Source organism: Sphingomonas eleionomae, from assembly GCF_049889035.1.
Taxonomy (GTDB): Bacteria; Pseudomonadota; Alphaproteobacteria; order Sphingomonadales; family Sphingomonadaceae; genus Sphingomonas.
Genome location: NZ_JBLTWP010000003.1, coordinates 522,626 through 536,792, shown reverse-complemented (window position 1 = coordinate 536,792; position 14,167 = coordinate 522,626). Strand labels below are relative to the sequence as shown.

9 protein-coding genes are annotated in these 14,167 nt (G+C 67.5%); 6 read left to right on the top strand and 3 right to left on the bottom strand.

What is annotated here, in order from left to right:
• Positions 1-131 precede the first annotated feature (131 nt).
• The 4 genes from lptF (at position 132) to katG (ending at position 6,194) form a co-directional block, all read left to right on the top strand.
• A complete protein-coding gene (gene lptF / locus ACNI3Q_RS10775; RefSeq protein ID WP_426276519.1) occupies positions 132-1,325 on the top strand; it encodes an LPS export ABC transporter permease LptF in 1,194 nt (397 codons plus the stop codon).
• Entirely contained in the window at positions 1,322-2,425 is a 1,104-nt protein-coding gene (lptG, locus tag ACNI3Q_RS10770) for an LPS export ABC transporter permease LptG (RefSeq protein ID WP_426276517.1), read from the top strand. The genes lptF and lptG overlap by 4 nt, the downstream gene beginning before the upstream one ends.
• A 100-nt stretch (positions 2,426-2,525) precedes the next feature.
• Positions 2,526-3,731, top strand: a complete 1,206-nt coding sequence (locus ACNI3Q_RS10765) for an acyl-CoA dehydrogenase (RefSeq protein ID WP_426276515.1) — start codon at positions 2,526-2,528, stop codon at positions 3,729-3,731.
• A 195-nt stretch (positions 3,732-3,926) separates the two neighbouring features.
• Positions 3,927-6,194, top strand: coding sequence for a catalase/peroxidase HPI (gene katG, locus ACNI3Q_RS10760; protein ID WP_426276513.1), 2,268 nt, complete (start codon positions 3,927-3,929; stop codon positions 6,192-6,194).
• A gap of 77 nt (positions 6,195-6,271) precedes the next feature.
• On the opposite strand, the gene ACNI3Q_RS10755 is transcribed toward katG, so the two are convergent.
• From ACNI3Q_RS10755 to ACNI3Q_RS10745, 3 genes are read right to left on the bottom strand one after another with little or no spacing between them, the layout of a single operon-like run.
• Complete coding sequence (locus ACNI3Q_RS10755; RefSeq protein WP_426276511.1) at positions 6,272-7,834, bottom strand: DHA2 family efflux MFS transporter permease subunit; 1,563 nt, start codon at positions 7,832-7,834, stop codon at positions 6,272-6,274.
• A 3-nt stretch (positions 7,835-7,837) separates the two neighbouring features.
• Entirely contained in the window at positions 7,838-8,989 is a 1,152-nt protein-coding gene (locus ACNI3Q_RS10750; RefSeq protein ID WP_426276509.1) for an HlyD family secretion protein, read from the bottom strand.
• The gene (locus ACNI3Q_RS10745; protein WP_426276507.1) at positions 8,986-10,428 is read right to left on the bottom strand and encodes an efflux transporter outer membrane subunit; all 1,443 of its coding nucleotides are present in this window, start codon (positions 10,426-10,428) and stop codon (positions 8,986-8,988) included. The genes ACNI3Q_RS10750 and ACNI3Q_RS10745 overlap by 4 nt, the downstream gene beginning before the upstream one ends.
• Before the next feature lie 52 nt (positions 10,429-10,480).
• On the opposite strand from ACNI3Q_RS10745, the gene ACNI3Q_RS10740 reads away from it, so the two are divergent.
• Together ACNI3Q_RS10740 and ACNI3Q_RS10735 are read left to right on the top strand one after the other, a co-directional pair.
• The gene (locus ACNI3Q_RS10740) at positions 10,481-11,146 is read left to right on the top strand and encodes a TetR/AcrR family transcriptional regulator (protein WP_426276505.1); all 666 of its coding nucleotides are present in this window, start codon (positions 10,481-10,483) and stop codon (positions 11,144-11,146) included.
• 85 nt (positions 11,147-11,231) lie between these two features.
• Positions 11,232-14,162 carry a DUF2339 domain-containing protein gene (locus tag ACNI3Q_RS10735; RefSeq protein ID WP_426276503.1) on the top strand — a complete coding sequence of 977 codons (2,931 nt, stop codon included), beginning with the start codon at positions 11,232-11,234 and terminating at the stop codon, positions 14,160-14,162.
• The last annotated feature ends 5 nt before the right edge of the window (positions 14,163-14,167 follow it).

Sequence of the window (14,167 nt, the reverse complement as noted above, 5' to 3'; positions counted from 1 at the left end):
CCGGCCAGACACCGCGATTGCCGGAATGGCCCGGCAAGGGGTGACGGCCCGCCCCGCCATCGCTATATCGGCGGACAATTCATGAACGCCCGCGTTCAAGCGGGTCGGTCCGAAAGGCAACTCCGCGCGTGATGCAGTCAATCGATCGCTACATGGCGCGACTGATCGCGGTGCCGCTGTTTTCGACGCTGATCATTGCCGCGATGCTGCTGGTGCTCGACCGGATGCTGCGTCTGTTCGATTTCGTCGCGGCAGAGGGCGGGCCAGTCAGCGTGGTGTGGCGGATGCTGGCCAATCTGTTGCCAGAATATATGGGCCTGGGCATCCCCATCGGGATGCTGCTGGGTACCCTGCTTGCCTTTCGCAAGCTGGCCACGTCATCCGAACTGGACGTGATGCGCGCCGTCGGCATGGGCTATGGCCGGTTGCTGCGCGTGCCGTATTTCTTTGCAATCGGGCTGGCGCTGCTCAACCTGTTGATCGTCGGATGGGTGCAGCCCTGGTCGCGGTACAATTACGAGGAGCTGCGTTTCGACCTGCGGTCCGGCGCGCTGGGCGCGTCGATCAAGGTGGGCGAGTTCACGACCTTTCCCGGCAACATCACCGTCCGGATCGAGGAAAGCGCCGACAAGGGCACGCGCCTGTCGGGCATTTTCGCGCAGATGCGGCAGGACAATGACCGGTGGATGGCGGTGGCGGCAGAGCGCGGCCAGTTTCTGGCGACGGAGGACAAGGAGACGATCCTGTTCCGCCTGACCAACGGCACGCTGCTGCATTACGAACCGGGGTTCACCGAACCGCGCGTCCTGACCTTTTCCCAGCATGACCTGCCCATCCCGCTGCCCAAGTCCGAGAATTTTCGCGGGCGCGGCGGGCGCAATCTTGAACGGACGCTGCCGGAGCTGATCCGGGTCGGGCTGGATCCGAAGGCGGACCCGGACGATCGCAACGCCAGCTGGGCCAATCTGCATTTCCGGCTGGTCGAGGTGGTGACGATGTTCCTGTTGCCGCTGCTGGCGCTGGCGCTGGGCGTGCCGCCCAAGCGGTCGACATCGGCGCTGGGCGTGTTCGTGTCGATCGTGATGATCGTGACGCAGCACAAGATCAACGAATATGGCGAGGATTTCGGCGCGCTGGGCCGGGTCGATCCCGTGCTGGCGCTGTGGGGGCCGTTCGTCGTCTTTGCCCTGCTGGTCGGGTGGATGTATTACACCATCGCCTATGTCCCCGGCGGTCAGCCGATCGGCGCGCTGGAACGGGTGTTCGGCAAGGCGGGCAAGGCGCTGGGCCGGTTGATCCCGGGCCGCAGAAAGGCAGAGGCATGAGCGCGAAGGCCCCTTCCTTTTTCCCGTCGCGCACGCTGTCGCTGTACATGGCAAAGCTGTTCGTGACGCGCACGGCGGCGGTGCTGATCGCGCTGGTGCTGGTGCTGCAATCGCTGGACCTGTTGTCGGAAAGCGCCAAGGTGCTGGCCGCGCCCGGCAATGGCGATGCGGCGATCTGGAAATATGTCAGCCTGCGCGTGCCGGAGCTGATTGCCCGGTTCCTGCCCTTTTCCGTGCTGCTGGGCACCATCGTCGCGCTGTCGACGCTGAACCAGAACAGCGAGGTGGTGGCGATGAAGGCATCGGGCCTGTCCGCGCATCAGGTGCTGGCGCCGCTGGTCCTGGCCGCGCTTGGGGTGTCGGCCGTGTCCTTTGTCTTTAACGAGCGGATCGTGTCGCGCGCCACCGCGACGCTGGATGCGTGGCAGGCGGTGGATTACGCCTCCATCCCCGTGAATCGCGGGGACCGGACCAATGTCTGGGCGCGGGACGGCAACAACCTGATCCGCGTGACGCGGGTGAACGGCCGGGGCGAGGCCACGGTGCTGGAGGGCGTGACCGTTTACGAGCGCGACGGCGGGCGGCTGATCTCCGTGCTGACGGCCGAAACCGGCAGGCGCGAGGATGGTCAGTGGCGGCTGGACGGCGCGAAACGATTTCTGGTCGGTCCGGGGCAGCTGGAGCCGGTGGGCGCGGTGCGGCTTGGCCCGGAAGTGCGGCCGGACCAGTTCTCGCTTGGATCGGTTAACGCCGATGGCCTGTCGTTCATCGAACTGTCGGCGGCGATCGACGATCTGAAGGCCGCGGGCCGTCCGACCAAGGCGCTGGAAGGCAGCCTGTGGCACAAGCTGTCCGCGCCGCTTTCCGCCGTGCTGATGCCGCTGCTGGGCGCGGTATCCGCATTCGGGCTGGCGCGGTCGGGCAAGCTGTTCGTGCGCGCGGTGATCGGCATGGCGCTGGGTTTTGCGTATTTCGTGGCGGACAATTTCGCGCTCGCCATGGGGAATATCGGGGCATATCCGCCGTTCCTGGCCGCATGGGCACCGTTCCTGCTGTTCCTGCTGATCGGTGAGGCCGTGCTGGTCCGCACCGAGGAATAGGACGGGATGCCGCGCCCGCGATACCGGCGCCAACAAGGGTGCTTGTCGAACGTGCAGCGATCGTGGACACCGGGCAGCATACAGCCGCAACCGGCTGTCCATGACAGACAAGAAGTGCAGAGGATCGAAAGTGCAGCGTTTTGACTGGGCCGACCCCTTTCTGATCGACGATCAGCTTGACGATGACGAGCGGATGATCCGCGACACCGCGCGCGCCTATGCCGCCGACAAGCTGGCCCCGCGCGTCATCGACGCCTTTGCCGAGGAACGCACCGACCCGGCCATTTTCCGGGAAATGGGCGAAATGGGCCTGCTGGGCCCCACCATATCGGCGGAATATGGCGGCGTGGGCGCATCCTATGTCGCCTATGGGCTGATCGCGCGCGAGGTGGAGCGCATCGATTCGGGATACCGTTCGATGATGAGCGTGCAGTCGTCGCTGGTCATGTATCCCATCCACGCCTTTGGTTCGGAGGAACAGAAGCAGCGATACCTGCCCAAGCTGGCGAGCGGGGAATGGATCGGCTGTTTCGGCCTGACCGAACCCGATGCCGGGTCCGATCCGGCGGGCATGAAGACCCGCGCGACCAAGGTCGAGGGCGGATACCGCCTGAACGGCAGCAAGACGTGGATTTCCAATTCGCCCATCGCCGATGTGTTCGTGGTGTGGGCAAAATCCGACGCGCATGGCGGCGCGATCCGCGGCTTTGTTCTGGAAAAGGGCATGGCCGGCCTGTCCGCGCCGAAGATCGAGGGCAAGCTGAGCCTGCGCGCATCGATCACCGGCATGATCGTGATGGACGAGGTGGAGGTGCCCGAAACGGCGTTGCTGCCCGCTGTCGAGGGGCTGAAAGGCCCGTTTTCGTGCCTTAATCGCGCGCGGTACGGCATCAGCTGGGGCGTGCTGGGCGCGGCGGAATTCTGTTACCACGCCGCCCGGCAATATGGCCTGGACCGGCATCAGTTCGGCCGGCCGCTGGCCGCGACGCAGTTGTTCCAGAAAAAGCTGGCCGATATGCAGACCGATATCGCCCTGGCGCTGCAGGCATCGCTGCGGGTCGGGCGACTGATCGATCAGGGCCGGTTCGCGCCCGAGATGATCAGCATCGTCAAGCGCAACAATGTCGGCAAGGCGCTGGAGATTGCGCGTCAGGCCCGCGACATGCACGGCGGCAACGGCATTTCCGGCGAATATCAGGTGATGCGCCATGCGGTGAACCTGGAAACGGTCAACACGTACGAAGGGACGCACGACGTCCACGCGCTGATCCTGGGCCGGGCGATCACGGGCATCGCCGCCTTTTGACGCGACCGCCGGGGCGAGGGGTGACGGCGGCAACCGGCCCCCGCCGCCCGGCCCGTGATGGCGTTTGCAGACCGGCAAAGTGCATTCATTCGATTACCGTTATGAACCCAAACGGTTGGATCGATCCTGCCATCTTCTCCTAACGGCGCCGGCATCGCCCAGTCCGGGCGAAACCAACAGGAGAACATCAACGCCATGAACACGGGAAACCGTCTCATCGCCCTATTGCTGCTGGCCGGATCGCCGCTGGCCGTTGCCAGCGCCGCTGCCGTGCGCGGCGATACCCCGGCCCCCGCCGGAGCCCCCGCCCCAGCCACCGCCGAGACCGCGCCGGCGCAGGCCGCCAATGCCAAGGAATGGTGGCCAAAGACGCTCGACCTGACCGCGCTGCGCCAGCATGAGGCGCAGTCCAGCCCCTATGGCCCCGATTTCGATTATGCGAAGGAGTTCGCCTCGCTCGATCTGGATGCGGTCAAGGCGGATATCCGCAAGGTGCTGACCACGTCCCAGCCATGGTGGCCGGCCGATTACGGGCATTACGGCCCGTTCTTCATCCGCATGGCGTGGCACAGCGCCGGCACCTATCGCACCAGCGACGGGCGCGGCGGATCGGCGGGCGGCGAGTTGCGGTTCGAGCCGCTGAACAGCTGGCCCGACAACGTCAATCTGGACAAGGCACGCCGCCTGGTGTGGCCGATCAAGCAGAAGTACGGGCGCAAGCTGTCCTGGGGCGATCTGATGGTGCTGACCGGCAACGTCGCCATGGAGGATATGGGGTTCAAGACGCTGGGCTTTGCCGGTGGCCGGGTCGACAGCTGGCAGCCGGACCTGGTGTTCTGGGGGCCGGAGGCGAAGCTGCTGGCGGATCAGCGGCGCGATGCCAAGGGCAACCTGAAAATGGGTCTGGCCGCGACGCAGATGGGCCTGATCTATGTCAATCCCGAAGGACCGGGCGGCGTGCCCGATCCGCTGGCCGCCGCCATGGACATTCGCCGCGCGTTCGGCGCGATGGCGATGGACGACGAGGAGACGGCGGCGCTGATCGCGGGCGGCCACACGTTCGGCAAGGCGCATGGCGCGCACAAGCCGGAAGAGTGCGTGTCGAACGATCCGGGCGCGTCGCCTGTTGAAAAGCAGGGCCTTGGCTGGACCAACAAGTGCGGCAAGGGCAATGCCGAGGACAGCGTTACCAGCGGGCTGGAGGGTGCATGGTCGGCCAATCCGATCCAGTTCACCACCCAGTATCTGGACAACCTGTATGGGTTTGAATGGGTGAAGACCAAGAGCCCGGCAGGCGCGATCCAGTGGATCCCGACCGAGCCGTCGGCCGCGTCGCTGGTGCCGGACGCGCATATCGCGGGCAAGACCCATGCGCCGATCATGTTCACCACGGACATCGCGATGCGCGAGGATCCGGGGTTCCGCAAGATCACCACGCGCTGGCGCGAAAACCCCGAGGAGTTCGCCGATGCGTTCGCCCGCGCATGGTTCAAGCTGACCCATCGCGACATGGGGCCGCAGTCGCGGTACATCGGCAAGGACGTGCCGACCCGCACGTTCGTGTGGCAGGACCCGCTGCCCAAGGCGACCTATGCCATGATCGCCGACGCCGATGTCGCGGCGCTGAAGGGCAAGATCGCCGCCACCGGGCTGAGCAACACCGAACTGGTCCGCACGGCATGGGCGGCTGCGTCCACGTTCCGTTCGACCGACATGCGCGGCGGGGCGAACGGGGCGCGAATCCGGCTGAACCCGCAGCGCGGCTGGGCGGTGAACAATCCGGCCGAACTGGACAAGGTGCTGGGCCGGCTTGAGGCGATCCGCGCCGAGTTCAACCGCAGCGCCACCGGCGGCAAGCAGGTATCGCTGGCCGATCTGATCGTGCTGGCCGGCAATGTCGGCGTGGAACGGGCGGCGGCGGCCGGCGGCAATGCCGTGACGGTGCCGTTCACGCCGGGCCGGGTCGACGCGACGCAGGATCAGACGGATGTCGAATCCTTTGCCCTGCTGGAGCCCAAGGCCGACGGTTTCCGCAACTATTACACCGACGCCGCCTATCAGGGACCGGCCGAGGCGTTGATCGACAAGGCGGATATGCTGGCCCTGACCGTGCCGGAAATGACGGTGCTGTTGGGCGGGATGCGCGCGATGGGCGCCAATGCGGGCGACAGCAAGGCGGGCGTGTTCACCAGCCGTCCGGGGACGCTGACCAACGATTACTTCGTCAACCTGTTGTCCATGGACAATGTGTGGACCAAGGCATCGGCCCCCGGCGTCTATGAGGGCAAGGACCGCGCGACCGGGACGTTCAAGTGGACGGCAACGCCCGTCGACCTGATTTTCGGTTCCAACGCCGAACTGCGGGCGGTGTCGGAAGTCTATGCCTCCAGCGACGGCGGCAAGCTGATGGCACAGGATTTCGCCAAGGCATGGGCCAAGGTGATGTCCGCCGACCGGTTCTGATCATAGGCCGGTGAATTTGGGGGGGCGGTCCATTGCGGGCCGCCCCCCCTTTTTCGTTGGGGTGCGCGATTACCCGGTCAATGACCGCCTGAAATCGCCCCGCCCCGCTTGGGCCGGGGTGCGATCCAGACGATGGCGGCGGCGATCAGGAACACGGCGCCCGCGATCAGATAGACATGTTCGGCACCCAGCGTCGCCGCCTGCGCATCGAGCAGCCGGTCGAGCACGCCCCGCGCCTGAGCCTCGCTCAATCCGCGCGCCTGCAACATCGCCATGGTGCCATCGACATCGTTCATAACCGGGGCCAGCTGCGCCCGCGCCTGTTGCCAGCCATCGTCCCACAGCGTGGTGGCAAAGGCGGTGCCGACCGCGCCCGACAGGGTCCGGATGAAGCTGAGCAGGCCTGCGGCGGACACCACCTTGTCCTGCGGCACGGAGCCCAGCGCCAGCGAGGTCAGCCCGACGAAGAAGAACGGCATCCCGATCCCCTGAAGAACGTGCGGGATCGCCAGTTGCCAGTAATCGCTGTCCGTCGTCCATTCGGTGCGCAGCACGGCCAGGCCAACCAGCCACAACAGACCGCCCGACACCATGAAGCGCACATCGAACCGCGTGATCGACCGCGCGGCGACGGGCGACATGATGACCGCGAACAGCCCGACCCAGGCCACGACATAGCCGGCATCGGTCGCGGTGTAGCCCAGGATCTGTTGTAGCCAGAGCGGGGTCAGCACCAGCTGCGCGAAAAAGGCGCCGAAGCCGAGCGAGATGGCCAGCACCCCAGCGATGAAGCCGCGATAGCGGAACACCCGGATATCGACCACGGGATTGCGTTCGGTCAGTTCCCAGATCAGGAACATCGCAAAGCCGATGACGGCGGTGATGGCCAGTGCGACGATCCAGCTGCTTTCGAACCAGTCATGTTCGCGCCCGGTATCCAGCATCAGCTGAAACGCGCCGACGAACAGGACCAGCAGGCTGAGCCCGATATAGTCGATCGGCTTTTTCTCGACCGTCGTTTCGAACGGCGTCACCATCCGCGACACGCCGAAAAAGCAGATCGCGACGACGGGCAGGTTGACGAAGAAAATCCAGGGCCAGGACCAGTTGTCGCTGATCAGCCCGCCCAGGATCGGACCGGCGATCGGTGCGGCCGTGGTCGTCATCGCCCAGATCGCCAGCGCGACGGGTTGTTTGTCGCGCGGGAAAATCCGCATCAAAAGCGTCTGGGACAGGGGAAGCAGCGGGCCGCCGGCAAATCCCTGAAGCACGCGGAACAGGACGAGCATCGGCAGGGACGTGGCCGCCCCGCAGAGGAGGGAGAAGATGCCGAAACCGACGAGCGAGATGAGGAACCAGCGCACGCTGCCAAAGCGCATGGCCAGCCATCCGGTCAGCGGCACGCTGATCGCGTCGGCCACGGCATAGCTGGTGATGACCCAGGTACCCTGGGTCGGCGACACGGCAAGGCCGCCGGCGATGGTCGGCACCGCGACGTTGGCGATCGAGGTATCGAGCACCACCACGAAATTGGCGAGCGCCAGGGCAAAGGCGGCAACGAACAGCCGTGGCCCCGTCAGGTTTTCGACCATGCCCTGCCCGCCGCCCCGCGGCGCTGCACCCGCTGCCGCGCTGGCCATGGCTCAGCGCCCGCGCGTGTCGATGGTCGCGTCCATCGACAGGCCGACGCGCAGCGGATGCCGGGTCAGTTCCGCCGGATCGAGTGCGATCCGCACCGGCAGGCGCTGCACCACCTTGGTCCAGTTGCCCGTGGCGTTCTGAGCCGGGATCAGCGCAAAGGCCGCCCCGGTGCCCCCCGAAAAGCCGACGACCCGGCCGTGAAAGACCACATCGTCGCCGTAGAAATCGGAGGTCAGTTCGACCGGCTGGCCGGGGCGGACGCGGGCCAGCTGATCTTCCTTGAAATTGGCATCGACATAGGCCGAGCGCAGCGGCACCAGCGTCATGATCGGGCTGCCCGCGGCGACGCGTGCGCCGACCTGAATCTGCTTGTTGGTGACGACGCCGTCGACCGGCGCGCGAATGACCGTGCGGGCAAGGTCCAGCCGGGCCTGATCCAGCCGGGCGCGGGCGGCGACGATTTCCGGCGCGGTTTCGCGGTCGGTGCCCTTTACCAGCGCCTCGGTCGCGCCAAGGTCGCCGCCCGCCGCCTTGCGCGCCGCCTGTGCGCTGGCCACACCGGCCCGCGCCAAATCAAGCGCCGCGCGGGTGGAGGCAAAGGCCGTCCGCGCCGCCGTCAGTTCATCGCCCGACACCGCACCGCTGGCAATCAGCGCCTCGCGCCGGGAAAGTTCGACCCGCGCCCGCTCGAACGCGGCGGCGGCATCGGCAACGCGGGCCTGCGCCTGCCGGATATCGGCATCGCGGGCACCGGCCTGACCGGCGGCGGCGCTGACCTGAGCCCGCGCCTGATTGTATCGCTGGATCGCCTGAGCCAGCGCGCTTTCCGCCTGCGCCACGGCAATCTGCGCATCGGCCGGGTCCAGCCGCACCAGCACATCACCCTTTTTCACCGACTGGGTATTGGCGACGCGCACGTCCATCACCGGCCCGGCAACCAGCGGCGTCACGACGGCCGTGTCCGCGCCGACATAGGCATTGTCCGTCGACACCCGGCCCGCCATGGCCAGCCAGTACCAGACGCCCCATGCCGCCGCCGCAACGACGATGGCGATCGCCAGATAGCCGAACCAGCGTTTGCGCCGCGTGCGCAGTTCATCGGGGGCCGCCACTTCCGCTTCGGCCACCAGCGGTTCCTTGGACAATTCGGTCATGGACGTGCTCCTGAAAGACGCGGGCCGGCATCGGAAAAGCCGCCGCCCAATGCCCGGACCAGCGCGACGTCGAGTTGCAGCCGACGCCCCTCCAGATCCGTGACGGCGCGGCGGGCGACGATCACCTGATTATCGGCCTGAAGGGCGGTCAGCTGGTTCGCCAGGCCGCCCTGAAACCGGATGCGCGCGATGCGGGCCGCATTTTCCGCCGCCGCCAGCGAGGCCCGCTGCTGATCCAGCCGCTGGGTCAGTGCGGTCAGACTGGCGGTTGCGTCCGCCACCTCCCGGATCGCCTGAAGCAGGGCGGCATCGTACCGGGCCACCGCCTCGTCATATTGCGCGCGGGCGCCGCGATACTGGCCCTGCAACCGGCCCCCCTCGAACAGCGGCAGGCTGATCGCAGCGCCGCCATTGACGATGGTCGAACCGGAATCGAACAGCTGGCCAAGGCCAAGCGATTGCAGCCCGATCAGCCCGGACAGGTTGATGTTGGGATAGAATGCGGCGCGCGCCACCTTGATCCGGCTGGCCGCCGCTTCGGTACGCAGCCGGGCCGCGACGATATCGGGCCGCCGGCCGATCAGGTCGACGGGCAGGCTGGCCGGCACGCCCTGCGCCATGGGCATAGCCGCCGGCTGGCCGATGGCCAGGCCGCGATCCGGCCCGGCCCCGGCCAGCGCGGCCAGCCGGTTGCGGGTCAGCGCAATCGCCTCATCCAGCGCGGCAACCTCTGCCTGCGCGGCGGGCACCAACGATTGGGCCTGAGCCAGTTCGCCCTGCGTATCCAGGCCATTGTCCACCCGCCGCCGGGTAAGGTCTGCCGTCGCCTGACGCACGCGCACGGCGTCCGCCGCGACGTTGCGCTGGGCATGAAGCAGGGAAAGATCGGCCCATGCGGCGGCGATGCTGGTGGTCAGCAACAGGCGCGCCTGATCGGCATCGACCTGTGCGGCCTGTTCCTCCGACGTCGCAGCGGCCAGCGCAGCGCGATTGCGGCCCCACAGGTCAAGGTCGAACGATAGCGTGCCCGCGATGCGACCCACATCCCGGATGCCATCGGGCACGAACTGCGCGGGGACGCCAAGGTTCTGGCTCTGCTGTTGTCCGCCCGCGCTTGCCTCTGCCCCCGCCTGGGGCAGCAGCGCGGCCCCGGCCTGTTGCGCCAGGCCGCGCGCGGCGTTCACGCGGGCAGCGGCCACCGCCAGATCGGGCGATTGGACCAGCGCCTCATCCATCAGCGCGTCGAGCGCCGGATCGTTCATCGCCCGCCACCAGCCATCGGCCGGCCATTGCCCCTGCGGCGCTGCAGCAAGGCTTTGTTCGGCGGTATAGCGGGTCGGCGGCGCAATCTCCGGCCGGTCGCCCAGCGCGGGCACCGAGGCACATCCGGCGATTGTTGCCAGCAGCGGCAGGGCGAAAAGGGATTTGCGAAGACGCACGAGGATCACCATACTGGTCAGTACGCCGCCGATCTGGGTGCAGTGCAATAGGTTGTCAATCGCAATGGTACCGACCAGTACAGTTTTTTCTTTCGAGGCAGAGGACGACGCCGAACTGACGTCGCGCGACATCAAGCGGGAAGCGTTTGTGGAGGCCGCGCGCGAAAGCTTTCTGACGCGCGGTTATGGCGCGACTTCCATGTCGTCGATTGCGGCGGCAGTGGGCGGATCGAAGACGACGCTGTGGTCGCATTTCCCGTCCAAGGAGGCGCTGTTCGCGGCGGTCGTGGACCAGATGGTCGCCCGATATGGCCGGGCGATGGACGTGCCGCTGGACCCGGCGGAGGATGTCGCCGAATCCCTGCGCCGCTATGCCGCAGCCCTGATGGAAACGGTTCATTCCGATCCGGTGATCGAGCTGCACCGGCTGGCGATCGGCAATGCCGGGCGGTTTCCCGAACTGGCGCGGACCTTTTACGAACGCGGGCAGGCGCGGGGCAAGGCGCGGCTGTCGGCATTTCTGGGCGGCGCGATGGCGATGGGGAAACTGCGCGCCGGCGACCCCAATGTCGCGGCCCGGCAGTTTGCCGGGATGCTGTTCCATGGATCGCCGCAGCAGCATATCCTGAGCCTGACCGGAGCGCCCTCCCCCGCGGACATCGAGGTGGAGATCGACCTGTGCGTCGACAGTTTCATGCGGGCTTGGCAACCGGACTGACACGCTGATCCGGCCCGGCCCGGCAAAGCCCGCACGACTTGGCGATTGCAAATCGTCGGCCGGTTGACGATGACGGCGGGGAACCATGGACGCTTTCTTCATCCTGCTGTTCGGCGTGATCGCCGCGCTGCTTTGGCAGCGGCTGACCCGGATCGAGCGCAAGATGGCGTCGCTGTCCGCCGAACTGGCCAGATTGCGACGCGCGTCGTCGGGCCAGCAACCGGCCGACCCGTGGCCGGCAACGCCATTGCCGGTCGCCGACGAACCATCCCCGGGGCCGCAGACAATCGTGGCAGAGGTTGCGGCCGAACAACCGCCCGAGCCGGCGATGGAGCCGGTGTCCGTTTTCCACGCGGAACCGGCACCGCAACCGGAACCCGCGCCTGAACCAGCCGGCCCCGCCCGGCCAGCCCGCGGTTTTTCGTTCGATTTCGAGGAAATTTTCGGCCGGCGGCTGCCCATCTGGGGCGGCGGGTTTGCGCTGGCCATTGCCGGGATTTTCCTGGTCCGCTTTTCGATCGAGGCCGGATTGCTGACCCCGGGCGTCCGGGTCGCCATGAGCTTTCTGTTCGGGCTGGGGCTGCTTGCCGGGGCGGAGGCTGCCTATCGCCTGGCCGAACGGGTGGCCGATCCGCGCGTGCGCCAGGCGCTGGCCGGGGCGGGTCTGGCGACGCTTTATGGTGCATTTTATCTGGCCGGAACCGCCTATGGCCTGATGGGGGCCGGCCCGGCCTTTGCCGGTCTGGCTGCCGTCACCGCAGCGGCCATCGCCCTGTCGTTCCGGTTCGGATTGCCCAGTGCGGTCATCGGACTGATCGGCGGATTTGCCGCCCCGTTGCTGGTCACCAGCGATGGCGCGAATGTGCCGCTGCTGTCCTTTTACCTGATCCTGGTCACGGGCGGGCTGGCGTGGAGCGGGCAGGCACAGCGGCATCGCTGGCTAAGTTATGCGGCACTGGCGGCCGGGCTGGGCTGGGGCGCGCTGATGATGGTGGCGGGCGTATCGCGCACGTCGGATTTCGCCGCGCTGGGCGTCTATCTGATCGTGCTGGGCGCGGTCCTGCCCGCCTTTCTGCACGCCAGAGGGGGGCCGAGCGTGCCGCATCTGGTCGCTGGCGGGCTGGCCACGCTGCAGATGGCGGTGCTGGTCACCAATGCCGGTTTCGCCCCGCTGACCTGGGGCATGTATCTGCTGATCGGTGCCGCGCTGACGGCGCTGGGCTGGCGGTTCGACACCCTGCGGCTGGGCACGCTGGTCGCGGCGGGCCTTGGGCTGTGGCTGATCGCCATCTGGCCGCGGCCCGATCCCCAATTGCTGGCCGGGGTGGCGGCCGCGCAGATCGCGATCTTTGCCGCCGTGCCGCTTGCCCTTCACTGGCGGGGCAAGGCGCGTCTGCTCGATCTGGTGCAGCTTGCGGCCGTGCCGCTGATCATGGGGGCGATCCTGTACAGCCGATTTGGCCGATGGGCCGGGGATGCGAGCGAGCCGATGCTGGCCGCCGTGCTGGCCGGGCTGGCGGTGCTGCCCGTCGCGGGATTCGCACTGTCCTGGCAACGCGGCGAACAGGCGCGGACGCGCGAGGTGCTGGCCCCGCTGGCGTCCGGGGCGCTGCTTGCGTTCGCTGCATTGCTGCTGATCACCCCGGAATGGGCGGCCCCGATCATGGCGATGGCGGTCAGCGGCGTGCTGATCGCGGGTCAGTGGCGGCGCGATGCCCCGGCGATGCATGGCATGGCATGGGCCGGGGCGGTCGTGACTGCCCTTACCCTGATGGTGACACCCGCCTTTGCCGCCGAACTGGCCGGGTTGGGCAGCCAAGCCGTCCCCGTCGACATGGTACGCGCCGTCCTGCGTTGGGCAGCGGCGACCGTGCCGTTCGCGGCAATGGCGATGACCGCCCGCCCCCCATCGTCGCGCAGCGTGGCAGAGGTTGGTGCGGTTGCCCTGGGCTATGGCATGATCGCGCAGGTCCTGCCCGGCGTGCTGCTGGCATGGACGGCCGCAGCGGGTGCTGCCGCGCTGTTCCTGAGCCAGCGCAGCCGGACGGCCGCGTGGCTGACCGCGCTGGCGATTGCCGGCATATGGGCGCTGGAGCCGCTGGTCGGCTGGATACTGGCCGGGGCGATGGCCGGGATTGGCGATCCGTTCCTTGCCCCATCCGCAATCGGGCCAAAGGATCTGGCCCTGCATGTGGCGCCGTTGTGCGCGGCCCTGATCCTGCTGGCATGGAGGGGCGCGACCCTGCCCGCCGCCGTCCGCCGGGCGATCCTGGTGGCTGTCGGCATCGTGGCGGCGATCCTGCTGCACAGCGTGTACAAGCAATTGTTCGGCATCACGTCGCGCGCGGCGTTCATTCAATACGGGATGGGCGAGCGGACAGTGTGGCAGGCGATGCTGCTTCTGTCCGGGCTGGCGGCCGCGCGGTTTGCCCCGGTGGACATCCGGCGTCCGGCGGCGCTGGGCCTGATGACGGCGGGGCTGGCGCATTTCGGGTGGTTCACCCTGATCCTGCACAACCCGTTATGGTATGGGCAGGATGTCGGCCCGGTGCCGGTCGCCAACTGGCTGACCCCGGCCTATCTGGTCGCGATCGCCGGGTTGGTCGGCGTGCAGCGCCAATGGGGGCCGGTGACCACGGGCGCGAAGGTGGCGGTGGATACCGCGATCATGGCCCTGATTTCGCTGTTCGCGCTGTCGCTGCTGCGGCAGGGGTTTGCGGGGCCGGTGCTGACCGCGCGCGGCATCGATCCGACCGAAAGCCTGCTGATCTCGCTGCTTGGCATCGTGCTGGCGCTCGGTTTTCTGTGGTGGGGATCGCAGGGCAAGCTGCGCAGTTGGCGCATCGGGTCGCTGGTCCTGATGCTGGGCGCGGTGGTCAAGGTGTTCCTGATCGACGCCGCCGGGCTGGACGGCCTGTTGCGGATCGCCAGCTTCATGGCGCTGGGGTTCAGCCTGATCGGCATCGGCTGGGTCTATTCGCGCCAGCTGTCCCGCCGCACGGACAGCGCCGCCTAGACCCG